The sequence below is a fragment of the Bacillus sp. FAU18 genome (assembly GCF_056033885.1).
This window is the reverse complement of sequence record NZ_JBVYHZ010000003.1, coordinates 840,536-863,261: the sequence shown is the minus strand read 5'-3', so window position 1 is coordinate 863,261 and position 22,726 is coordinate 840,536. Positions and strand designations below refer to the sequence as shown.

Annotated in this window: 25 protein-coding genes; 4 read left to right on the top strand and 21 right to left on the bottom strand. The window is 43.4% G+C overall.

Features of this window, described 5'->3' with window-relative positions:
- Positions 1 to 32: 32 nt before the first annotated feature.
- The 10 genes from murD to AC0OMU_RS04770 form a co-directional block, all read right to left on the bottom strand.
- The gene (gene murD, locus AC0OMU_RS04815) at positions 33 to 1,388 is read right to left on the bottom strand and encodes a UDP-N-acetylmuramoyl-L-alanine--D-glutamate ligase (RefSeq protein ID WP_003232189.1); all 1,356 of its coding nucleotides are present in this window, start codon (positions 1,386 to 1,388) and stop codon (positions 33 to 35) included.
- Positions 1,389 to 2,363, bottom strand: coding sequence for a phospho-N-acetylmuramoyl-pentapeptide-transferase (gene mraY, locus AC0OMU_RS04810; protein ID WP_003232192.1), 975 nt, complete (start codon positions 2,361 to 2,363; stop codon positions 1,389 to 1,391). It abuts the gene before it with no gap.
- 111 nt (positions 2,364 to 2,474) lie between these two features.
- Positions 2,475 to 3,959 carry a UDP-N-acetylmuramoyl-L-alanyl-D-glutamate--2,6-diaminopimelate ligase gene (locus AC0OMU_RS04805; RefSeq protein WP_003245326.1) on the bottom strand — a complete coding sequence of 495 codons (1,485 nt, stop codon included), beginning with the start codon at positions 3,957 to 3,959 and terminating at the stop codon, positions 2,475 to 2,477.
- 175 nt (positions 3,960 to 4,134) lie between these two features.
- Positions 4,135 to 6,075 (bottom strand): stage V sporulation protein D, encoded by a 1,941-nt coding sequence (locus tag AC0OMU_RS04800; RefSeq protein WP_015483201.1) that lies wholly within the window; start codon positions 6,073 to 6,075, stop codon positions 4,135 to 4,137.
- 115 nt (positions 6,076 to 6,190) lie between these two features.
- A complete protein-coding gene (pbpB, locus tag AC0OMU_RS04795; RefSeq protein WP_474240938.1) occupies positions 6,191 to 8,335 on the bottom strand; it encodes a penicillin-binding protein 2B in 2,145 nt (714 codons plus the stop codon).
- A 5-nt stretch (positions 8,336 to 8,340) separates the two neighbouring features.
- Positions 8,341 to 8,694 carry a cell division protein FtsL gene (gene ftsL / locus AC0OMU_RS04790; protein ID WP_003232200.1) on the bottom strand — a complete coding sequence of 118 codons (354 nt, stop codon included), beginning with the start codon at positions 8,692 to 8,694 and terminating at the stop codon, positions 8,341 to 8,343.
- A gap of 39 nt (positions 8,695 to 8,733) precedes the next feature.
- A complete protein-coding gene (rsmH, locus tag AC0OMU_RS04785) occupies positions 8,734 to 9,669 on the bottom strand; it encodes a 16S rRNA (cytosine(1402)-N(4))-methyltransferase RsmH (RefSeq protein ID WP_015383596.1) in 936 nt (311 codons plus the stop codon).
- Between the two features lie 69 nt (positions 9,670 to 9,738).
- Positions 9,739 to 10,170 (bottom strand): division/cell wall cluster transcriptional repressor MraZ, encoded by a 432-nt coding sequence (gene mraZ, locus AC0OMU_RS04780; RefSeq protein WP_003221402.1) that lies wholly within the window; start codon positions 10,168 to 10,170, stop codon positions 9,739 to 9,741.
- Between the two features lie 125 nt (positions 10,171 to 10,295).
- Positions 10,296 to 11,915, bottom strand: a complete 1,620-nt coding sequence (bshC, locus tag AC0OMU_RS04775) for a bacillithiol biosynthesis cysteine-adding enzyme BshC (RefSeq protein ID WP_327830085.1) — start codon at positions 11,913 to 11,915, stop codon at positions 10,296 to 10,298.
- Between the two features lie 70 nt (positions 11,916 to 11,985).
- On the bottom strand, positions 11,986 to 12,882 hold the full coding sequence (locus AC0OMU_RS04770) for a 2-dehydropantoate 2-reductase (protein WP_474240937.1): 897 nt from the start codon (positions 12,880 to 12,882) through the stop codon (positions 11,986 to 11,988).
- 159 nt (positions 12,883 to 13,041) lie between these two features.
- Between AC0OMU_RS04770 and AC0OMU_RS04765 the strand changes: the two genes are divergently transcribed.
- Positions 13,042 to 13,524, top strand: coding sequence for an N-acetyltransferase (locus tag AC0OMU_RS04765; RefSeq protein WP_474240936.1), 483 nt, complete (start codon positions 13,042 to 13,044; stop codon positions 13,522 to 13,524).
- Positions 13,525 to 13,580: 56 nt separating this feature from the next.
- Here the strand turns inward: AC0OMU_RS04765 and gerR are convergent, their stop codons facing one another.
- The 3 genes from gerR to AC0OMU_RS04750 all read right to left on the bottom strand — a co-directional run bounded on the left by gerR (position 13,581) and on the right by AC0OMU_RS04750 (position 15,027).
- Positions 13,581 to 14,162, bottom strand: coding sequence for a sporulation specific transcriptional regulator GerR (gene gerR / locus AC0OMU_RS04760; protein ID WP_015383592.1), 582 nt, complete (start codon positions 14,160 to 14,162; stop codon positions 13,581 to 13,583).
- Positions 14,163 to 14,307: 145 nt separating this feature from the next.
- Entirely contained in the window at positions 14,308 to 14,487 is a 180-nt protein-coding gene (rpmF, locus tag AC0OMU_RS04755; RefSeq protein ID WP_003154457.1) for a 50S ribosomal protein L32, read from the bottom strand.
- 21 nt (positions 14,488 to 14,508) lie between these two features.
- On the bottom strand, positions 14,509 to 15,027 hold the full coding sequence (locus tag AC0OMU_RS04750; protein WP_014479718.1) for a YceD family protein: 519 nt from the start codon (positions 15,025 to 15,027) through the stop codon (positions 14,509 to 14,511).
- 27 nt (positions 15,028 to 15,054) lie between these two features.
- On the opposite strand from AC0OMU_RS04750, the gene AC0OMU_RS04745 reads away from it, so the two are divergent.
- Entirely contained in the window at positions 15,055 to 15,240 is a 186-nt protein-coding gene (locus AC0OMU_RS04745) for a hypothetical protein (protein WP_003232215.1), read from the top strand.
- The gene (locus AC0OMU_RS04740) at positions 15,237 to 16,484 is read left to right on the top strand and encodes a nucleotidyltransferase (RefSeq protein ID WP_474240935.1); all 1,248 of its coding nucleotides are present in this window, start codon (positions 15,237 to 15,239) and stop codon (positions 16,482 to 16,484) included. Before AC0OMU_RS04745 ends, AC0OMU_RS04740 begins: the two co-directional genes overlap by 4 nt.
- 16 nt (positions 16,485 to 16,500) lie before the next feature.
- Here the strand turns inward: AC0OMU_RS04740 and ddcP are convergent, their stop codons facing one another.
- Both ddcP and AC0OMU_RS04730 read right to left on the bottom strand, forming a co-directional pair.
- The gene (ddcP, locus tag AC0OMU_RS04735) at positions 16,501 to 17,526 is read right to left on the bottom strand and encodes a protease DdcP (RefSeq protein ID WP_014476730.1); all 1,026 of its coding nucleotides are present in this window, start codon (positions 17,524 to 17,526) and stop codon (positions 16,501 to 16,503) included.
- Between the two features lies 1 nt (position 17,527).
- Positions 17,528 to 18,310 carry a patatin family protein gene (locus AC0OMU_RS04730; protein WP_015383589.1) on the bottom strand — a complete coding sequence of 261 codons (783 nt, stop codon included), beginning with the start codon at positions 18,308 to 18,310 and terminating at the stop codon, positions 17,528 to 17,530.
- Positions 18,311 to 18,490: 180 nt separating this feature from the next.
- On the opposite strand from AC0OMU_RS04730, the gene spoVV reads away from it, so the two are divergent.
- Positions 18,491 to 19,717, top strand: a complete 1,227-nt coding sequence (gene spoVV / locus AC0OMU_RS04725; protein WP_015383588.1) for a dipicolinic acid transporter SpoVV — start codon at positions 18,491 to 18,493, stop codon at positions 19,715 to 19,717.
- Between the two features lie 10 nt (positions 19,718 to 19,727).
- Here the strand turns inward: spoVV and coaD are convergent, their stop codons facing one another.
- The 6 genes from coaD to ylbD form a co-directional block, all read right to left on the bottom strand.
- Entirely contained in the window at positions 19,728 to 20,213 is a 486-nt protein-coding gene (gene coaD / locus AC0OMU_RS04720; RefSeq protein WP_003245283.1) for a pantetheine-phosphate adenylyltransferase, read from the bottom strand.
- Between the two features lie 4 nt (positions 20,214 to 20,217).
- On the bottom strand, positions 20,218 to 20,772 hold the full coding sequence (rsmD, locus tag AC0OMU_RS04715; protein ID WP_015483196.1) for a 16S rRNA (guanine(966)-N(2))-methyltransferase RsmD: 555 nt from the start codon (positions 20,770 to 20,772) through the stop codon (positions 20,218 to 20,220).
- 322 nt (positions 20,773 to 21,094) lie between these two features.
- On the bottom strand, positions 21,095 to 21,367 hold the full coding sequence (locus AC0OMU_RS04710; protein WP_009967171.1) for a YlbG family protein: 273 nt from the start codon (positions 21,365 to 21,367) through the stop codon (positions 21,095 to 21,097).
- A gap of 54 nt (positions 21,368 to 21,421) precedes the next feature.
- Positions 21,422 to 21,871, bottom strand: coding sequence for a regulatory iron-sulfur-containing complex subunit RicF (gene ricF / locus AC0OMU_RS04705; RefSeq protein ID WP_003221370.1), 450 nt, complete (start codon positions 21,869 to 21,871; stop codon positions 21,422 to 21,424).
- 115 nt (positions 21,872 to 21,986) lie between these two features.
- Positions 21,987 to 22,226, bottom strand: coding sequence for a YlbE-like family protein (locus tag AC0OMU_RS04700; protein WP_003232231.1), 240 nt, complete (start codon positions 22,224 to 22,226; stop codon positions 21,987 to 21,989).
- A gap of 15 nt (positions 22,227 to 22,241) precedes the next feature.
- Positions 22,242 to 22,640 carry a YlbD family protein gene (ylbD, locus tag AC0OMU_RS04695; RefSeq protein ID WP_003232233.1) on the bottom strand — a complete coding sequence of 133 codons (399 nt, stop codon included), beginning with the start codon at positions 22,638 to 22,640 and terminating at the stop codon, positions 22,242 to 22,244.
- Positions 22,641 to 22,726 lie beyond the last annotated feature (86 nt).

The window sequence follows — 22,726 nt, the reverse complement described above, 5'->3', positions numbered from 1 at the left end:
TTAGGGCTGCCGATTTACTTCAAGACAAGCCCTTACTTAAGCATATGCACGGCATCTATAAACATGTCACCGCGTTCTTCAAATGTTTTGAATTGATCCCAGCTCGCACACGCGGGTGACAGCAGGATGACATCTCCTTCATTTGAGAGCGCAAACGCCGCAGATACTGCTTGTTCAACATTATCGACACGTTTGACATGTTGTATTCCCAGTTCATTGCCGAGTTTCTCGAGTTTTGGCGCCGTCTGGCCAAATGTAAGCACTGCTTTGACATGCTTCATATAAGGTTTCAAGTCATCAAAACCATTTCCGCGATCCAGTCCGCCCGCAAGCAGAATGACCGGCTTATCAAAAGCTGAAAGCGCCTTGCTTGTCGCCAGAATGTTTGTTGCTTTACTATCGTTATAAAATTTGCGGCCATTCACAGTTGTGACATATTGGAGGCGGTGTTTCACACCAGTAAAGCTTGTCAGCACCTTTTTAACCGCCTCATTGGATGCTCCTGCCGTTTTCACAACTGCAATAGCTGCTAAAATGTTCTCCAGGTTATGAGCACCGGGCAGCACAACCTCTTCCAGAGGAAGAATGGCTTCGCCGTTAAACATAATCATACTGTCTTTTACATATGCGCCCTGTTCAAGCGTTTTGCTGACTGAAAATGGGACGATTTCGGCTTTTCCGGCTTCAGCAAGACGTACGACGGTTTCATCATCCTGGTTGACAATGGCTTTATCTGAAGCAGTCTGATGAAGGTACACTTTCTGTTTCGCTTTTTCATAGTTTTCGCGCGTATGGTGATAATCCAGATGGGCGTCAAATACATTTAAAATCAGGCTGATTTCCGGTCTGAAAGCGTGTGTTCCCATCAGCTGAAACGAAGACAGTTCAGTAACGATCCATTCATCTCCATCAGCATGATAGGCAACCTCACTTGCGACTGTGCCGATGTTTCCGGCAATCAGTGCTTTTTGCGAGTCAGCTTTGAGCATTTCGTAAATTAGCGTTGTTGTGGTCGTTTTACCGTTCGATCCGGTAATCCCGATAAACTTGGCGCTTGTCAGGTAGTAAGCGAGCTCAATTTCCGTCCAAACCGGAATGCCTCGTTTCTCCGCTTCCTGAACCATAATATTTTCATAAGGAATTCCCGGGTTTTTGATCAGAATCGTGATTTGATGCTGATCGAACAGAGAAACTGGATGCTCTCCGCAAACAACTTCGATTCCTTTTTCAGAAAGCTTTTGTGCCGGTTCATTTTCTTCAAAAGGCTTTTGATCATTGACTGCAACATAAATGCCTTTTTCATGAAGAATGGAGGCCGCCGCATATCCGCTTTTCGCAAGCCCAAGGATTAAAAAATGCTGTTTCTGTAAAAATTGATCATTTTCCACTTATAACCACACCTCGATGTAAATTCCTAAAACGGCAAGCAAAAGTCCCGCAGCCCAAAACGTCACGACTACTCTCCATTCAGACCAGCCGACAAGCTCATAATGGTGATGAAGCGGACTCATTTTAAAGATTCGTTTACCTGTCGTTTTAAAGCTGATGACCTGCAAAATAACGGATAATGTCTCGATAACGAATACACCGCCGATGATAACCAGCAGGATCTCTAATTTCGTTAAAATGGCAATGGTAACGATGGCTCCTCCCAATGCAAGCGATCCCGTATCTCCCATAAAAACTTTGGCCGGATGAGCATTAAATACAAGGAAGCCCAGAACTGCACCGACAACGGCAACTGAGAAAATCGCTACGTCATATTGAGACTGATTCCATGCCAGAATGGCAAAGGCGCCAAAGGCAATCGCCGCAGTACCGGATAATAACCCGTCAAGGCCGTCAGTCAGGTTAACTGCGTTTGATCCGCCGACAAGCATAAAGAGCACAAGGATAAAGTAAGCCCAGCCAAGATCAAATGATAAGTCAGTTCCAGGAATGCGAATATCCGTCGCAAAATTGTAGTAATGATACACAGCGTAAAATACAACTGCAATAATAATTTGTCCGATCAGCTTTTGCTTTGATGTCAACCCAAGATTGCGCTTCATGACAACCTTGATGTAATCATCTAAAAAGCCAAGCAAACCGTAGCCTAGCGTAACAAACAGAAGCAGCACCATTTCGGGGCTTATTTCTGAGAACTTCTGTGTCATCACAATTGTTGTCACTATGATAGAAAGTATGATCATGACCCCGCCCATTGTCGGTGTCCCTGATTTTTTCTGATGTGATTTCGGTCCTTCTTCTCTAATACTCTGGCCGAATTTTAATCTTCTTAAAAACGGAATAAGAATCGGAGAGAGCAGAACACTAATTAAAAACCCCATTAAAATTGTAAACAGAATGACTTGCTCAAGCATTGTCCTTTTCTCCTCCTGTTTCTTTCAAACGACATACGTAGTTATCATATTCATGATTTTTTCCCATATGAAAAATCTTTTCAAGCTTCATTATTCAGTAACATCTCTTTCCTATGAATTCGTCTTATTCTTATTGAGTTCAACAATGGCTCTCGCCGCTACTTCAGCATCATCAAAATCGAAAGTTTCATTTCCGATCTGCTGATAGGTTTCATGTCCTTTTCCGGCAATGAGGACAACGTCGCCTTTTTTGGCATTGGCAATTGCGAAAAAGATCGCCTGCTCGCGGTTTGCAATACTGTGATAGTATGCGTTCTCTACTCCGGCTTCCATATCTCTTAAAATCGCGCGAGGATCTTCGCTTCTCGGGTTATCTGACGTGAAAATCGGCTCGTCAGCCAGCTCCACAGCAATTTTAGCCATTTTCGGGCGCTTCGTCTTATCTCTGTCTCCTCCGCAGCCGACAACGACAAATAGCTTTCCTTCTGTCATATCTCTGCATGTCTCCAGCACATTTTCAAGGCTGTCCGGTGTGTGCGCGTAGTCTACAATGACAGGAAACTCCTGTTGCTGATTGACCAATTCAAAACGTCCTCTTACACCATGCAATTCTTCAACAGCCTCAGTGATGATTTCAAACGGTATGCCTGCTGCAATACATGTCGCAACAGCGGCCAGCACGTTATACACATTAAATTGTCCGACGAGAGACATCGTGATGTGCTTCGTGCCTTTGTTTGTCACGAGATCAAAGCTTGTGCCCTGTGCAGTGATACTGATGTTCTTCGCCATCACATCAGCATCGTTTTTAATTCCGTATGTAGAGATATGCGCAGCTGTTACCTTTTCAAAATAAGCGCTCGCCTCATCGTCAGCATTCAGTACGGCACGCTTTGGATGTTCATGGTTGAAAGCCCCGCCAAGCTGGGAAAAGAGCAAGCTTTTTGCATGCCGATACTCATCCATCGTTTTATGATAGTCCAGATGGTCCTGTGTTAAATTCGTAAACACGGCAATATCATAATCACAGCCATGGACGCGTCCTAAAGATAAAGCGTGGGAAGAAACCTCCATGATAGCAGTGTCAACGTGCTTGTCATTCATTTTCTTAAACGTTTTCTGCAGCGTGACGCTTTCCGGAGTCGTGTTTTTAACAGGAAGTGTTTCGTCTCCGATTTTCATGTACATTGTACCGATCAAGCCTGTGCGTTTTCCCGCTTTTTTCAGAATCTCATCAACCATGTGGGTCGTTGATGTTTTGCCGTTTGTCCCTGTTATCCCAATCAGCTGAAGCTTCTTCGTCGGCTGTCCGTAAAACGCATCAGACAAAACGCTGAGCGCGCGAAGTGACTGCCGGACAATAATAACAGGAACATTCACATCGACCTCTCTTTCTGCCACAATAGCCGCTGCGCCGTTTTCTACTGCTTTTTGCGCAAAATCGTGGCCATCCACCGTATACCCTTTTACACATACAAAAAGACTCCCTTTCTTTACTTCTCTGGAGTCCATCTCAATTGAAGTTATTTCAGGGTCTTGTGAGTCGTTTACAGAAGGTTCGGTTGTTAAGTATGTAAGCAGCTTTGTAAGTTTCATCGTATCAAACCTCTCAACATTCTAATTCGTTCTTTTTATCATTGAAGTCACATCAAATGATGTGGTAATGATTTTAAGCATACAGTTCATATTTTAGCGTAAATAAAAGGATACATCCAGCTAATCTTGAAAGATATCAGCATTTTTTCTGCAATAAAAGAATAGGCAGCCCGAATCAATCGGCTGCCTCCTTTTCATCTTCTTCAGTCAAATACACGCGTATCTTTGAGCCTTCTTTTACTTTCGTTCCGGCAGCTGGCGATTGTTTAACGATTTTGCTCCCTTTCCCGGAAGCATCCACATTGAGATTCACCAATAGTGACTCAAGATCTGAGACAGACATCCCTACAACATTCGGAACTTCTATTGTTTTTGTGTCGTTCCATTGGTATTTTTTCTCGATTTGATTTTTCCGGGGCTTCACACCAAGTTCCGGCAGACTGTCTCTCATAATATTTCCGACAATAGGCGCTGCAACCGTTCCGCCAAACTGAATCGTGCCTTTCGGGTTATCCACCGCAACGTAGACGACTAGACTCGGATCATCAGCTGGCGCGAAACCGATAAATGATACAATATGGTTGTTCTCAAGGTATTTTCCATCTTTAACCTTTTGTGCAGTTCCCGTTTTTCCTCCGACACGATATCCTTCTACAAATGCATTGCGGCCGGTGCCTTCTGCGACGACGCTTTCTAGAGCATAGCGGATTTGTTTGGATGTTTCCTCAGAAATGACTTGTTTCTTTGCGATTGGTGATTGTTTTTTGACCGTTTTCTTCGTAACAGGATCGATCCATTCCTTTGCAATATAAGGTGTGTAGAGCGTTCCTCCGTTTACAGCGGCGGATACTGCTGAAACCTGCTGAATCGGTGTGACGGATACTCCCTGTCCGAAAGCCGTAGTTGCTTGCTCCACAGGGCCCACTCTCTCAAGCGGGAATAAGATGCCTGTTCCCTCGCCTTGGAGATCAATCCCCGTTTTTTGTCCAAAACCAAAGTCTTTGATATATTTGAAAAGCTTTTCCTTTCCTAAGCGCTCGCCTAATTCAACAAACCCCGGGTTGCAGGAGTTCTGCACAACTTCCAGATACGTCTGCAGCCCGTGCCCGCCTCTTTTCCAGCAGCGCAGTCTCGCTCCGTCCACTTCCGCATGCCCTTTATCATAAAATTGATCCCGTTTCAAATTTACTTTTTGCTCTTCAAGGGCTGCTGCAAGTGTAATAATTTTAAAGGTAGATCCCGGTTCATACGTGCTCCATACTGGCAGATTTCGATTGTAGACGGACGGATCAACAGATTGGTAATCAGCAGGGTCGAAGTCAGGCCTGCTAGACATCCCCAAAATTTCTCCGTTTTTCGGATTCATGGCTACGGCAATCATGCCGTCCGGATGATATTTGGCCTCAGCGTTATCAAGCTCTCTTTCCATTATCGTCTGGACCTTTGAATCAACCGTCAGCTTCATATCAAGCCCATCCTTAGGCGGCGTATAGTCATCCGCTTCATCAGGCATTTTTTTACCCTTGGCATCTGTATAAAACTTAACAGAACCTTTTTCCCCTTTTAAATCATCGTCGTAATAGGCTTCCAGTCCAAGGAGCCCTTGGTTGTCAATTCCTGCAAATCCAAGCACATGAGATAAAAAGCTGCCGAACGGGTAATGACGGATACTGTCCTCCGCAACATACACACCTTTTAAATCAAGCGCTTTGATTTCCTTCGCCTTCTCATTTGAAATTTTTCTCCCTTCAGGAGTGATCTTTTCGATTGACGCTTTTTTAGTCACATGTTTATATACTTTTTCTTCTGACATGTTGAGCACCGCCGCAAGCTGCTTGCTCGTTTTCATCGGATTCTGAACTTGGCGCGGCACGACGAATACGGTCGGCGCACTTTTATTTGTTGCGAGCTTCACACCATTCCGATCCAGAATCTCGCCTCTCTCCGGCTCAAACGGCAAGTTCCGGCTCCAGGAATCTTTCGCCAGCGAAGTCAGTTTTTCGCCCATCACAAACTGAACATACCCCAGCCTTGTATCAATGATCAGAAACACGATCACGCCAAAAAGCAAAACAAATAATAAACGTTTTCTAACCGTTACATTCGAGACGCGCAAGAGACCGTTCACTCCTTATTTAGGCTTGTTTCATTTTATGCCTGAAATTGGACAGGTAGAACGATGCTCCTCTAGGCATAAAAAAAAGAAAGCCTGCATAACGCAAGCTTTCTTTTTAATCAGGATTTTTAAACTTAACCTTGATTACGGTTTTGTCTTTGATTTCTTTGTCTTTCTTAACACTTTGGCTGACAGCGTAGCCTTGCCCGTTTACTTCAATATGAATTCCCGCGAGCTCGCCGTACTGAAGAACCTCTCTTCTCGACCAGCCTGTCATATCAGGCATTTTGATTTTGCCGCCCGTTTTCAGGAAGACCTTTTGATTGGTGAGAACTTCCTCATCCGCTTTGGGATACTGTTCTTTTACAGCGACTTCACTGCCGATGACAATTGGTGTGAGATTCTCCTCTTTTGCTTTCTTTTGAGCAGCAGCTACCGTTTGATCTGTTAAATCAGGCATTGTCTGCGCTTTTGTTTCTTCCTTATCTGAGTCAGATTTTTCAGTTGGTTCAATGTTCAGGTAGTGCAGGCTGTTTTTCATTGTTGGGTTGAAGATTTCAGATACTGGTTCTGAACTGCTCTGTCCTGCTTTTAACTGCGGCTGCTGTACAGCAACATAAATTAAAAGCTCAGGATCATCTTTTGGTGCCATACCCATAAACGAAAAGATATAGTTATCTGTGCCGTCTAAATATCCGCCTTTACCGGCTATTTGCGCAGTACCTGTTTTCCCGGCAACATCAAAACCTTCGATTTTATAAGCTTGCCCTGTTCCGATCTTCGATGTAACGACTTCTCCCAATATATCCCGCACCTTTTTCGCAGTGCTTGCAGAAATCGGAGTTCCGGCTGATTCCGGCTTATTTTGATAAATAGTTTTATCTTTATCTGGGTCAACGATATGGTCAATCACATAAGGTTTCATCATTTTACCGTCATTCGCAATTGCCGTCGCAGCCTGAAGCTGCTGAATTGGTGTGACCGCAGACGCTTGGCCGTATGCAGTTGACGCCTTATCAAATTCATATTTAAAGTTGATTTTACTGGAGACTTCTCCTGGTAAATCAATACCTGTTTTCTGGTAAAAATTGAATTTGTGCAAATATTGATTGAGGCGGTCATATCCCAGCTTTTCTTTCGCCAGTTTCGCAAAAGCGACATTCGACGACCTAAGGACGCCGTCATGATATGTTGTCGGACCCCAGCCTACTCCGTTATTGTGATCCTTAACAGGTGCTCCGCCAACTTCAAATGTTCCTGATTTATATTGTTCGTTCGCATTAAACACATTTTCCTGCATTGCAGCAGCGAGTGTGAAAATCTTCATCGTTGATCCGGGTTCATACGCATATGAAATCAAATCATTATAGTAGTTTGTCACATCGCGCTTGTTCGGATCAAAGCTTGGGCGCTGTCCCATAGCAAGGACTTTGCCCGTTTTCGGATCGACAACTGCGGCCATGATTTTTTTCGGATTATACTTTTGCGCTACTTTTGTCATGCTGTCTTCCAAAAAGGTTTGAATTTTCTGGTCAATGGTTAAATATACATTGTCACCATTTTTTGGCGCTTTAATTTTATTTTTGCTGTTCGGAAGCTCCCAGCCGGATTTGTCGCTTTCATATGTCACATATCCGTCGCGCTCCTTCAAATACTTATCCAGCACTTTTTCTAATCCCATCGCGCCGGAAATTTCATTTGTTTCTTGATCAACCTCGGCATAGCCGATTAAATTGGATGCAAAAACACCGTTTGGATAATAGCGTTTTGTATCCCGTAAAAATGAAATGCCCGGGAGTTTCAGCTTTTCGATTTTTTGCTTTTGCGAATACGTAATATCCCGGCCAGCTGAGCCAAACTCGACTTGTTTTGCATCCTCCTTATTTAAGATATCAAGGATGTCGGCCTTGTCCAAGTTTATCACTTTAGACAATGCTTCTGCCGTTTTTTCTTTGTTTACAACATGCTGAGGATGCTTGACATCAGTGGTCATTTTTTTATCGAGAATCGCAATCAGTTTATACGTCGCTGTGTCCTCTGCAATGACTTTTCCTTTTCGGTCTAAAATCGAGCCGCGGCTCGCTTCGATGGTCCGTTTCTTTTCATGCTGCTCTGTCGCTTTTGTCGCAAGCACTTCGCCGTTCGCTTTTCCGGTTATTTGAATATATGCCATTCTCCCCAGGATGACAAAGAAAAAGAGAGCGAAACAAATACTTAGAATCGCTGCTCCTCTATTCATAAATTTATTCTTTTTTGGCATTTGAATCATTCCTGTATGTTTTTCACTTTTTTATCTTTTAAATTCAAGCCGTTCTTTTTCGCAATGTCCATAATGCGCTGCGGTTTGCTTAAATCAGCAACGCTTTTTTCGAGGTCACCAATTTGCTTATTTTCGGATGAAATTTGCTCCTCAAGCTTTTGCACCTCAATATTGGTTTGATATGCCGCATACGCCTTCGATACGATCAAAAGCGATACGCTGAGCACCGCCGCAGCAAAGAGGACAAGAAGCACTTTTTCTCCGAGAGTAATGGAAGCCCTTTTCTTGACAATCACTTTTTTCTCAGGACTGATCGCATGCCGCTGCTGTTTCTCTGGTTGGTAAGCTAAATTGCTCATAGGCTGATGACCTCCTTTTAATTTTGCGTTCGCGTTTCGTTATTTTCTTTTTTCAGCAATCCGAAGCTTGGCAGAACGAGCCCGGTTGTTCTCTTCAAGCTCTTCTTGAGATGCCGTAATCGGTTTTCGAGTGATGAGCTTCAGCTCCGGTTCAAACTCTTCCGGTATAACAGGAAGCCCCGGAGGAAGTTCCGGAAGCGACGACTTTTCTTTAAAAGTGGTTTTGCAAATTCTGTCTTCTAGCGAGTGGAAGGTAATGACCGATACCCTGCCCCCTGGCTTCAGAACCTCAATTGCCTGCTCCAAAGCTTCTTCAAACACCCTAAGTTCATCGTTTACGGCAATTCTGATTGCCTGAAACACGCGTTTAGCGGGATGTCCGCCGCTCCTTCTCGCTGGAGCGGGAATCGCGTCTTTTATTAGATCGACCAGTTGGCCCGTAGTTTGAATAGGAGACTTCATTCTTGCCTCCTCAATTTTTCTGGCGATCTGTTTACTGAACTTCTCTTCTCCGTATTTAAAGAAAATACGGACGAGATCCTCATAGCGCCACTCATTAACGACTTCTTTCGCCGAAAGCGTAGCCGACTGGTCCATCCTCATGTCCAACGGTGCGTCATGATGGTAACTGAATCCGCGCTCCGGTGTATCCAGCTGCGGAGAGGACACCCCTAAATCAAATAAAATGCCGTCTACTTCTGTAATGCCTTGTTCATTCAAACATTCTTTTAAATACCTGAAATTGCTTTTAATCAGAATGAGCTGTCCTTTATAATCGGACAACATTTCTTTAGCATGCTGTAATGCCGTATCATCTTGGTCAAAAGCGATTAAACGCCCCTTCTCGGATAACTGCTGCAATAAGTATGTACTATGCCCAGCTCCGCCGAGTGTGCAGTCTACATATGTACCGTCTGGTTTAATATTAAGTCCGTCTACGGTTTCACGAAGAAGTACTGTCTTGTGTTGAAACATATTGTGTTGGTCCCACCTTTTATCAGGATGAATTGAAATTGTTTTTAGAGTGTTATACACGAAGAATCATTATATATCAAACCCAATCATGTTTTCAGCAATTTCAGCAAATGAATCTTCTTGCTCTTCTGTGTATTGTTCCCAAATTACTTTACTCCACAATTCAATTCGATTAGAAACCCCGATAACAACACATTCTTTTTCCAGTTTGGCGTAATTCAATAGAGATGATGCGATATTTACCCTGCCTTGCTTGTCCAGTTCGCATTCAGTCGCCCCTGAAAAGAAGAAACGGGTAAACGCGCGGGCATCTTTCTTTGTGAGAGGAAGAGCTTTTAGTTTTTCTTCAATTTGTTTCCATTCGTGCATAGGGTAGCCGAAGAGACATTGGTCAAGTCCTCTAGTCAGCACAAATTGCTCACCTAGGCCTTCTCTGAATTTAGCGGGTACGATCATGCGGCCTTTCGCATCGATGGTATGCTGATATTCACCCATAAACATGATCTCTTGCCCCACTTTCTCTCCTTAACTCACCACTATCCACCACTTCGCTCCACAACTTCATTTTACACTGTTTACCCATAAAAAAAAACCCTGAACTATTCAGGGTTCTTTAAAACTTTATTTCAAAGTTTGACAACTTGATGTTGATTTTGAAAAGAAAATGGCAGATTCTTGAATGTCGTGAAGAATTTTGGACCGTACCTGTTCAAATAATACATGATATTCCAAATCCGTTCTTGCGGCGCAAGAAGCGGCTTAATGCTATTTTGAATTCTTTCATAATCCTTTAAGACGTAGCCTTCTTTTTCTTCAATTCGCTTCGTCACCGTGCGCTCTAAGAATTGAAGCTGATCCTGAATAAAAGCGGCATTTTTCAGGAGTAAAGGTTCCAAGCTTTGATCAACCTTTAACGCCTCCTGCCGGACCGTTTTGTGAATCGCTTCAATTTGGCTTTTCGCCTGATCCATCACCGCCGTAAACTCTTCCGGAATCTGGCGCTCGAAGTATGTCTCTCTTTGATTCTCCGTTCCAAGCTCAATCGCGTCTTGTAACGAGATATTCCGTTCAGCCAGTTTTTTCTCAATATGCCGCTCAAGTATCGTAATGTTCAGCCTTGGCATGACAGGAGGCATTTTGAAGCCCATCACCGCAAAAGCCTGTTTGAGCTCGCCCCAATAGTTGATTTCTCCAGGCCCTGCAATAAATGCTAAAGTCGGAATGAGAAATTCCTGCATTAACGGCCTCGTTACAACATTGTTGCTGAAACGCTCTGGATGTTCTTCCATATGTGTATGAAGTTCATCCATCGTCCATCCTAGATCAAGCTCTTTGATGACAAATCGGCCGTTATCTTTTTCAATTAAAAAACGCTCTTCTTCGTATTCATAAAACAGATTCGCCTGCTCTTTTCCGGACTCGATAATCGGTTTGTAGCCTGCTTGACGCATGAAGGCCTGCTGATCTGATACAGCGCGGGCGAGTTCATCATTTTCTCGAAGAATCTTTTGGAACATGGCCGTTTCCAGCTTTTTAATCCCCGGATCTCCAGAATTTAATAAAACTAAGCCCTCTTCTTGGAACAGATCCGCTATCAGCAGTTCAAAGAAGTCAGTAAACGTAACAGATTCCCTTAAACATCGTTTCACATTGTCGAGAAGTGTATTCGTATGGTCTGTTTCTTCAAAAGCGGCAAAAACATCATCTATCCACGCGGCACACTTTTCCTGATCAAGCGATGTACTCGCTGCTGATGATTTCTTCCAATAAGACTGAGGCAGCTTTTTTTTCACAGGCCCATTCTCTTCAGATGTATGAACAAAATTAATCTCATCCAAATCGTGGTCTTCTCCAGCCACCCAGAAGATTGGTATGACAGGCACTTGCAGTTCCTTTTCTTGTTGCTTTGCTAAAACAATGATTGAAATGATTTTATGTATGGTGTAAAGCGGTCCTGTTAAAAGTCCAGCCTGCTGTCCGCCGACTACAGCGGCACTTGACGGGTCCTTCAGCTTCTCAATAGCAGACTGCATCGCACTTGAACCGAATTTATTATGGTAAGAGGTTAAGTACGCCGCCAATTCCTCTCTTGCGAAAAACCGGGAAGATAAGTCTTCCAGTCTTTCGCGCCACATGTCCTTATGATGAATACTGTAATCAAAAAAAGAAGACATTTCTTCTTTGCCATCTATATAGTGCTGTACAAACACATTCTGATTTTTGATGGAAAGTTCAGTTAGCTGCATCTTCTAGAACTTCCTTTCTCCAATAAATAGTTAGTGATCCGAAATGAGTATAGCATGTTACCGAAAAAGCTCAAAAGACTTTGTTTGTATTTCGCTCCAATGCTTTGATGCTGCCATATAAAAACGCTAGGTGGACGGCATCAAGACCTTGAAGACTTGCTTCCTTCAATAAGTATCCGATAATGGCGTCAGCTTCCGTCTGCCGGCCTCCAATGACGTCAACCAGCATTGATGAACGATTCTCTTTCGTTTGCCCACAAACGGCCTGAACCCGCTCCCAAGCCTTTTCTTCGTTTTCAAGTTTTAAAATGCGGCATGCCTCCTGAAATACCAGCTTCATAAAAGCCAGATAAGCTGGCGTTGTCAGCAGTTCTCCATTTTTCACCTGCAATAATGCAGTTAAAGGATTAATACACGCATTTACAATCAGCTTGCCCGTCAGCAGACGGTACCAATCCGTCTCATAATAAATCGGAAAATCCGAATGGTTATGTCGAAACAAGATGTTCAGCCGGTCTGGTTCAGCATCATCGAACGCGCTCCATTTTATCGCACCTAGGCCTGTATGATCAACAGCTGTATCCGATTTTCTTACAGCTCCGTGCTCAACGATTCCAACATAAATGGAATGGCCAACGTGCCAGTCTTTTAGGTCGTGGATATGCCCCATGCCGTTTTGCAAAAATAATATATTCGTCTTCCCGATCCGTTCAAGCGACGAATAAACAGACTGAAGCTGATGCTGCTTCACTGTCACGACAAGCAGATCAAAGTCCGAATGGATACTCGTGTCCGCACTGCAATCAGCCCTGAATTCCTCCCCGCCTTTATAAAGCCGGATTCCTTCAGACTGAATGGCCGCAGCCTGTTCTTGCCGCCTCGTCACAACAGTCACGTTGTGATAAAGTGACAAATAATAGGCGCATAAAAGACCGACGGAGCCTCCGCCGATAATTCCAATTTTCATGATGTCACACCCAATTTAGCATTTACGTATTATCATAGCAGAAGTAAGAAGAAATTACTTCTCAAAGATCCCATGTGCTTAAAATTAAAGTTTAAATATTTGGATTTTTTAAATAAAGCGTTTACAATATATGTAGTAACAACAAAGGGGGAGATTTGTTTGACAAAGGTAGAACGTCTGCTTATCAACTATAAAACGCTGGAAGAATTCAAGAAATTCAAAGAATACGGCATTCAGGAGCTTTCAATGCTTGAAGAACTTCAGGATAATATTATTGAAAATGACAGCACCTCGCCTTTTTATGGGATTTATTTTGGCGATAAACTTGTAGCACGAATGAGTCTGTATCAAGTTAACGGCAAATCGAATTCCTATTTTGACAACCGCCAGGATTATTTGGAGCTGTGGAAGCTTGAGGTTCTTCCGGGCTACCAGAACAGGGGATACGGGAGAGCCTTGGTTGAATTTGCAAAATCATTCAAAATGCCGATCCGGACAAATCCGAGAATGAAATCAGCGGAATTTTGGAATAAAATGAACTTTAAAACTGTTAAGTATGATATGGCGCGGGACAAAGGGGAAAACCCGCTCATCTGGCATCCTGATATGGATCACGAAATGACACCGGGAGAGTCTGCATAGAAATCAAAACAACCGGCCTATTCTTACTATAGGGCCGGTTCATTTCAGGCGTTTCTTTACGTTTCTTGAGCCGCTTTTTTCATTCTTCCGTCTTCCTTCGAAACAACCATTTTTCTGGCCCGATCCATGATATCGATCAGTGCCTTGTAATCCTCTTCTGTCATCTCTAGCTGATTCCGCAATGTCTGATTTTCACTCCGCAAATCCTCAAGCTCTTTTTGCAGCGATTGGATTTGCTCCTTCAATTTTTCCCTTTCAAGCTGAAATTCTTGTGCAGACGGTGCTTCTTTGAATTGTTCGAGAAATTGAATGACATCCTGAATGGACAAATCTCGTTTTCCTTCTGACGATGCCGAGGCAGTCTGCTTCATGGAATTCGGCATATTGACCGAATGAACGCCGATTTGCTTTCTCAGTTCTTTCCTTTGCTTTTTTGCAAGCTCTATACCTGACTGGTATTGTTTTCTCACATACGAGTTCCACCTGAAACCACAGGCTGCCGCGGTTCTGGTCAGCGCCCTTCCAACCTCCTCAAAGGCTGAAAGCTGTGTTCCTCCCTCTCGAATATGACGAAGCACCACTTCTGCCAGCAGCAAATCCTCATCCTGAGTCCAAGCATCTTGTCTTGTAATGGTCAAATTCAATCTCCCTCCATGTCAGCTTATTTATCTCATACATATGCCGGTAATAGATTAGATAGACTATTTGCACTCACAAATTTTCCGCAAGCTGACAGGAAGAGAAAAAGAAAAAGCGCAGGGCTTTCACCCCGCGCTTTTCTTATTAGTTACTTTTTACATTTATGTCTTTGCCGTTGTATGATCCGCATGCTTTGCATACACGGTGAGACAACTTCATCTCTCCGCATGACGGACATTCTGTCATACCAGGTACATTAAGTTTGAAATGTGTACGGCGCAATCTTTTCTTCATTTTAGAAGTTCTTCTAAAAGGTACAGCCATTATTCCCACCTCCTTAAAGAGTTAAGATTCATCATCTTGTTTTAAGAGCTTTTCGAGGGCTGCAAGTCTCGGATCAACTTGATTCTTCTTGTCTTCTTCCGAAATGACTTGCCAATCCTTTCCTTCTTGAGGAGCAGCTCCTTTTTCTTGTTCAGATTCACAAAAGATTTGCATAGGGATTTCTAAAAGAATTTCTTCTTTCACGATCGGAGTTAAGTCGATAGTATCGTCCTCAACAATGTGAACGTCATCATCTTCTATATCATCCGTGTGATGAAATATAAACAGTTCTTTTGTTGAAATTTCAAATGGATACGGGACATCAACGAGTGTTCTTGAGCATGGCAAAATCATTTCGCCTGAAATTGTAAAATCAAACGAAACCTGTTTAGATTTGATATCCGCTCTGCCCTTCACCCGGACGGGAGAAATGCGGCGAATGTCAGAATTCAGCTTTGTCAGCTCATTTAACTCAACTGTTTCATCAAACTCAAAACTTTGTTTTGGCATTTGATGCAGCTGATAAATCGTCCATTTCATTTGTATCACCTCAGGAAAGCAACAAACATGATTATAGCTTTTAAGATTGTTTTTGTCAATATTTTTTCTTTACAGCATAATGCTGCCATTGAAGTATCGTTGACAGCGGAATATGCTATGCATACACTTAAAACAAAAATAAGGCGTAAGAGTTTTCATTTGCAAATGTACCATACGTTTTTAAACATAGCAAGAAAGGCGGAAAAAATATGAAAGCTGTCGGATTGGTGGTTGAATATAATCCCTTTCATAACGGTCACCTTTATCATGCCCAAACAGCAAAGCGGCAAACCGGATGTGACACGGCTGTCGCGGTCATGAGCGGGCATTTTTTACAGCGCGGGGAACCCGCTGTTGTATCAAAATGGGCCCGAACAAAAATGGCGCTGCAAAGCGGAGTTGATCTTGTCATTGAGCTGCCTTATCTTTATGCCGTGCAAAAAGCAGACATTTTTGCACGCGGCAGTGTTTCCATCCTGAACGAACTTGAATGTGAGGCGCTGTTTTTCGGGAGTGAAAATGGGGATATCAAGCCTTTTTTAGAAACAGCACAGCTTATTGATGAGCATAAACATATATTAAATGACCGAATTAAAGAAGAACTTAAAAAGGGGGCCAGTTACCCAGCAGCGGCGGCTAGCGCCTTCAGCTCCATTTTGCATACTGAAAGTGCACTTGACTTGTCAAAACCAAATAACATTTTGGGATGCCAGTATGTGACCTCGATTCTAACCGGGGGATATCCTATGAAACCTTATACTACGGCACGCATCTCTTCGAACTATCATGATGCCGATCTCCCTGAAGGCGAAAACCATATCGCAAGCGCCACAAGCATTAGAAAAGCGATGACTGGCCAGAATCTCGAAGCTTGCTTTCGTTTTCTCCCTGCTGCATCTGCACGTGAATTAGCAGCTTACCGCAAATCTTTCGGATTGTGGCATACACCTGAGAGCTACTTTTCTTACTTAAAATACAGCCTTTCAACTGTAACAGCACAGGAATTACAACAAGTATACGAGGTGGAGGAAGGTTTAGAGCACAGAATTCTTCGTTCGATCAGAAAATCCAGCTCCTATCAGGAATTTATGGAGCTGCTGAAAACAAAACGCTATACGTGGACAAGGCTCCAGCGGATGAATACACACATTTTAACCAGAACAAAAAAACAGGATATGCAAAAGCTGCTTGATGACGATAAGGTGCCGTATATCAGGCTTCTCGGCATGACGAAAAAAGGACAGGCTTATTTATCCGAAAAGAAAAAAGCACTGTCTGTTCCGCTTGTCAGCAAACTGTCCTCTTTCGCCCATCCAGCTCTCGATCTGGACGTAAAAGCAAGCAGGATTTACAGCCTGCCGATAGAAGAGCCGCTGAGAACTGAGTTTGACCTGCAGGAATACGGACATGCACCGATTCGATATGACGAAGATGAACAACACTTTTTAAATGTATAGAAAAAGCACCTGAGAATCAGGTGCTTTTCGCTTTCAGCTTATTCAAATAATCAATCGCATCCTGCATGGTATCAACAGGCACAATCTTCATATCTGAATCAATATCTTTTGCTGTTTTTACTGCGTTCTTATAATCGGAATTGCTGGCGCCGTTTTGATTTGGCGCGAAGAAAATGTCTTTTCCGGCTTTGTCTGCGGCGACGACTTTTTGATCAATGCCGCCGATCGGGCCTACTTTTCCGTCAACATCAATCGTACCTGTTCCCGCAATATCGTAGCCTTTTGTTTCGTCTGGTTTTGTCAGCTGATTATAGATTTCAAGGGACATCATTAACCCTGCTGACGGGCCGCCAATATTTTCGATTTCAAAATCAATATCAGGCTCTACCTTCACGTTTCTGTCTGTATAAAGTGAAACTCCGATTCCTGCCCGATCCGGCTCATCAGGAAATTGTTTTAACGTAAGGGTGACACGCTTTTCTTTTTCTTCTCTTTCGATCTTTAACGTGACTTTATCTCCCGCTTTTTTGCTGCTGATATAATCAATCAGCTTTTCAGCAGACTGATAGTTTTTGCCGTCTGCGCTGATGATTTTATCACCGACTTCTATTTTCCCTTTTGCCGGCATGTTTTCTACAACTGAGCTTGCGTATATGCCGTTAAAGGAATAGCTGACTTTTTTTCCTGCCTTTTGATAGGCGGCTATAACCGCATTTTCTTGCGAGCTTTTCATCATTTGGAGCTGTCTTTTCATATATTCCTTATCTGACTCGCCTTCCTCCTTAATACTCTCATCAGGAACAATTTCATAATAAGGGTGCATCTTTGCCCACACATATGTAAACGGATTAGCCGGTCCCACTTTAACAGTCATTAAGGACAGGCTTCCTTTTTCCGGGTAGCCTCCCTCCACTTTTATCAATGAAGCAAGCTCTGTCGCTTCTCCCGGTTTTGTAATATAGTATGGAAGTTTTATAAATGATAAAACGGCGATCAGTATGAGGATGACGAGCATCCAGCTAAAATGTTTTTTACGTAGCAAATTATGAGCCCTCCCAATTCTCTATTTCATTTCTTATCTTGCTGATCATTCGGTTTGTCGCCTCTTCGCCTGCCGATATCATTTCTTCAATATTGGCAAACGAGCTTGAGCTGTATGTTTCAAGGGAAGGGCGAATCATGATATCTGCGGCAATTGTTTGATGCCGCACTAATTCATTTTGCAGTATATCCATACTTTGCATAATCACATCAAAAATATGCACTGCTGTCTCAGTTTTTCGAACCCTGGAAACATCCGAAGCGATGATAATATCAGCTCCCATGTCTTTCACAACAGAAACCGGAATTCGATCGACGACCGCGCCGTCTACAAGAAGGCGTCCGTCCAGCCGCTGCGGAATAAAGATACCCGGGATGCTGATGCTGGCCCTCACTGCATCTGACACTGATCCTTTTCGGAACACAATCTTTTCTCCCGTCTGTAGATCACACGCAACAATGCCCAGCGGGATTTGGAGCTCTTCAATCGGTTTTCCGAATGTATAAGCATGCACAAGCTGTCTGACGCGGTCACCTTTTAAAAAACCGAGCTTCGGCACCGTATAATCAGCATAAAGCCTTCGTTTAAAGGCTTTGGCTACTTTTTTCATCGTTGCCACGTCATGTCCGGCGGCATAAAAACTGCCCACCAAAGCGCCCATGCTGCTTCCTGCAATCATATCCACTTCAATTTGGTGCTTATGTAAACTGGAAAGCACACCGAGATGAGCAAGCCCTCTGGCCCCTCCCGATCCTAACGCTAACCCGATTTTAGGTTTGGCCAAAGCGTTAACCTCCTGCCTGAATTCCCTGTATACCGAATTCTATGGTCTAAACTGAACCCCTATGCTCGTATATTAGTACAAAGAATCAAGAGGACAGGTACTGCTTGGCCGTTTTACATCATACATTATTTTATCATGATATACATGTCATTGGGCATTTTTAGCATCGGGGAGGTAAGAATGAACTTGTCGAAGATTAATACACTTTTGATTGCCTCGTTTTTTCTTTTTTTAACAGCGACTGTCATCTCACATCCACAGGCTTCATTCGAAGCCTCTAAAACCGGGCTGTCTATGTGGTGGGAGGTTGTGTTTCCGTCATTGCTGCCATTTTTCATTCTGTCCGAACTCTTAATCGGCTTTGGCATTGTGCGGTTTGTCGGTGTTTTGCTCGAGCCTTTTATGCGGCCGATCTTTCGCGTGCCGGGTGTCGGCGGCTTCGTTCTTGCTATGGGAATGGCATCAGGAAACCCAGCGGGAGCAAAACTCACTGCCCGTCTGCGGCAGGAAAATCAGATTTCAAGAGTAGAAGCAGAACGGCTCGCGTCGTTTACCAATTCTTCAAACCCACTCTTTATTTTCGGCGCTGTTGCCGTCGGTTTCTTTCAAAACGCGTCACTAGGCATTTTATTAGCTTCTGCACACTATTTGGGGAATCTGGCTGTCGGTTTAACAATGCGTTCCTATGGCCGCAAGGAAGAGCAGCATCTCAGAAGAAAGAAAACGATACCTTTCCCTTCAGTCAAAGATGCTTTACACGCTCTTCATACCGCCAGACTTGCAGAAAAACGGCCCTTGGGTAAAATTTTAGGCGACGCCGTGACGTCTTCTGTTCAAACGCTTCTTATGGTAGGCGGCTTTATTATTTTATTTTCTGTCTTCAATCGGCTGTTGTCAGTGGTCCAGCTGACTGATGTTTTGTCTGTTTTCACAAAAGGAGCACTAACTTTGTTTCAGCTTCCGACTCAATTGGACATTCCGCTTTTATCAGGGATGTTTGAAATTACATTAGGCAGCAAGCTTGTCAGCGAGACAGATGTTTCTCTTCTGCAAAAAGCCATTATCGTCAGCTTTATTCTCGGGTTTAGCGGCTTTTCCGTACAAGCTCAGGTGGCAGGTATTTTATCGGAAACCGACATTAGATTTAAACCATTCTTTATCGCACGTTTGCTGCAGGGCGTTTATGCCGCTGTCTTCGTCATGCTTTTATGGAAACCTCTTTACACGGCATGGCATGATCCGTATCAGTATGTATTTAAATCTCTTAACAGCAGTGAACTGCCAACTGCCTTCATAAACGGCTGGAATCTGCTTGTGCAGATCGGACCTGCTGTCACACTATGCGCGCTGTTTACGTACATTATCATTTTTTCTTACAGACTGACAAACGGAACAAAAAAAGGATGAGTCAAAACCCTCATCCTTGTCTGAATTTTTGCTGAAGCGCCAGCTCTACTTCCGGCGGTACAAACTCTGATACCGAGCCGTTGTATCTCGCCACTTCTTTTACGATGCTTGAACTTAGAAACGAATATTGATTGTTTGTCATCATAAAAAATGTCTCAATAGATTCATCAAGCACACGGTTTACTGATGTCCCCTGCATCTCGTATTCAAAATCAGATACAGCTCTCAAGCCTCTTAAAATGGCTTTCGCATTTTTTCTTTTTGCATAATCAATTAACAGGCCTTGCGATGTTTCAACTGTTATGTTCGGAATGTCTTTTGTCACTTCTCTCAGAAGCTCACACCGTTCTTCCACACTGAACAAAGGCTTTTTTGAAGAATTATTCAGCACACATACATACACTTGTTCAAAAATATGCGCCCCGCGCTTGATGATGTCCAGATGCCCGTAGGTCACCGGATCAAAACTGCCGGGACAGACAGCTATACTCGCCACCTCACTACCCCCTCTTTTTATAAATCGCCACACCTGTTAACCCATAGGTTTCTTTTCTTGTCATCACAAGATCTCCTACGGTTTCGGGAAGCTCGACCTCTCTGTCATGCTCAGCGACGATAAAGCCGTCTTCTTCCAGCATTTGATATTCGTCAATCAAAGTTAAAAGTGCTTTCAGCTTTTGTTCCTTATACGGCGGATCGAGAAAAATTCCGCGAAAGCCGGTTTCTCTTTTAGCAGCAGCGTGCAAAGCACGTTCCGCATCATTGCGGTATACCTGTGCATGTTTTGTAAGCTCCAGCGTTTTCAAATTAGATTTTACCGTTTGAATCGCTTTAAAATCACGGTCAACGAATATACAATGCTCAAACCCGCGTGAAAGCGCTTCGATTCCAAGACCTCCGCTCCCTGCGAATAAGTCAAGTCCCCTGCCCCCGTCAAAATAAGGGCCGATCATATTGAAAATGGATTCCTTCACTTTGTCGGTTGTCGGTCTTGTTGATGTTCCGGGTACAGCCTTTAGTGAACGGCCTTTTTTTGATCCAGAAATTACTCTCATGTTCCACACCACTTTTTCTAAAAGCTATTTTGTTTCTTTATTCGGCCGGACGCCGCTATGTACATAGAAAAAAATCAATCCTATCTTAACATAAAGCATTCTTCCAAACAATGAACGCTAATCTTGATAAACAGGTGTATAGGCAGCAAGATCCTTGACCATACTATAAGCAACAGCATCTAGAGGATGTTGTTGCCAACCGCGGAGAAGACTTACGTTTCCCCATAAGTTCTTCCTCCGGTTTCTCCTCTCCCTTTGCCTTCTCCTTAACATATTAAGGAATAGAAGGACCCCGCAGATGCCTGCGGGGATTTTTTTATAGCTATATGCCGATTTTATAATCGTATTCTTTTGCCTTATCAAGCTTTGACTCGAATTCCAATTTTAAAAACGGTTTATAAGAAGGCTCCACTTTTTTCACAAATGAGTAAGACGCAATCTTGTCCATTGTTTTTTCAATTTGGTCCATATCACAGTACAGTACGACATATTTTAATCGTTTTGATACATAGTGCACATTCCCGAACTTCCTCAGCATTTTGCTCTGCTTTAGGGAGTGCAGATACACAACCATGCCCTGGCGCCTATTCTCCAATACAATCACCTGCCTGTTTTCTCTTATATGTAAAAGACGAGACGGCCAGTCTCGTCAGGACACTTTACATCCGCAGCTTCCACCTGAACCGCAGCCGCCTCCGCATGAAGACAAACCGTCAAAATAAGGGTTCCCAGTCGGAACTTTCACATGCTCCGAAACAGCTGTCCCAATCTCAACGCTGACCTCATCAAGAATAGACTGGAGCTCATTTTCAGCTCTCTTGAAGTCAGCCACCTTATCGTTCAGGTCCAGCTCACGTTTGATCTCCCTCATTTTCCGGGATATTTCTCTATAGTCAGGATGATATTTGCCAAAACGCTGTACATCCTCATACTGCTCTTTTATTTTGATAAAAGAACGAATAATCCGACCTGCCTCTTCATCTTCCTGGAGACGCTTGTAACAATTGCGGTAGTTCTCAGCCGTCTCCGACTGCAGAATCATCTCGGCAAGCTGCTGAGCTTCACTTTGAAGCCGCACGGATTCCATCGTCGCATACATAACATGCACCTCCAGTTGTTAGTTTACCATGAAACCAGCCAATTGGAAAATGCTTAACCGCAGCCGTATACAAAACCTTATGTCCGCATGAAAAAAGACCCTTTTTCGGGGCCTTTTAATCTTTTGTCCGCATCGCTTGAAACATTTGCATCATCATTTGCGCCATTTGAATCCCGTTCGTAAACTGATTCACCCGATGCGGAATGGTTTTTTCATAAAAATTCATCATTTCAAGCTGAAAGGAGGACAGATCATCCGGTTTTCTTGAAAGCCTGCGGTACCATATCGGCTGTTCTCTGATGAATCGTTTCCGTTCTTCGTTTGCTAAAATATATTCCTGAACCTCTTTGCGCATATGAGCTCCCCTTTTTTAATCCTTTCGAAAAGAAAAAGGATGCTGTCCAGAGCCTGGCTGAGAATGCTTCTGTCCGCTTCCGGAAAATGTATTAAGAAGGCTTTGCAACGATGAGATCGACTGGCTCATTTTATTGATTTGTTCGTTCATTTGATTGACATCCATCTTTTTCACCGCTGTCACCATTTTCGAGACAAAATCATTTTTTTGCGGTGTTTCAGGCACAGCTTCAGAAGCTTCTTCCGGTTCCCGATAAGGATCCCAAATCGGGTCGCTCTCCCCGAAGAGGACCCAATTTTCATATACGTCCTGCCAGCTTCTTTGTTCTTTGCGCACTTCTTTTATCAGCTTGGGATGCTTCTTGACGAATTGTTTAAAGTCATTGATTGAATGATTGGCATGTTGATTCGCCACAATCCTCACCCCCTCCGAAAATCGTTACCTACTACAATGTATCGTTTTGTCGGGCATTGTGTTCGCCTATATTCATTCCCAAATGA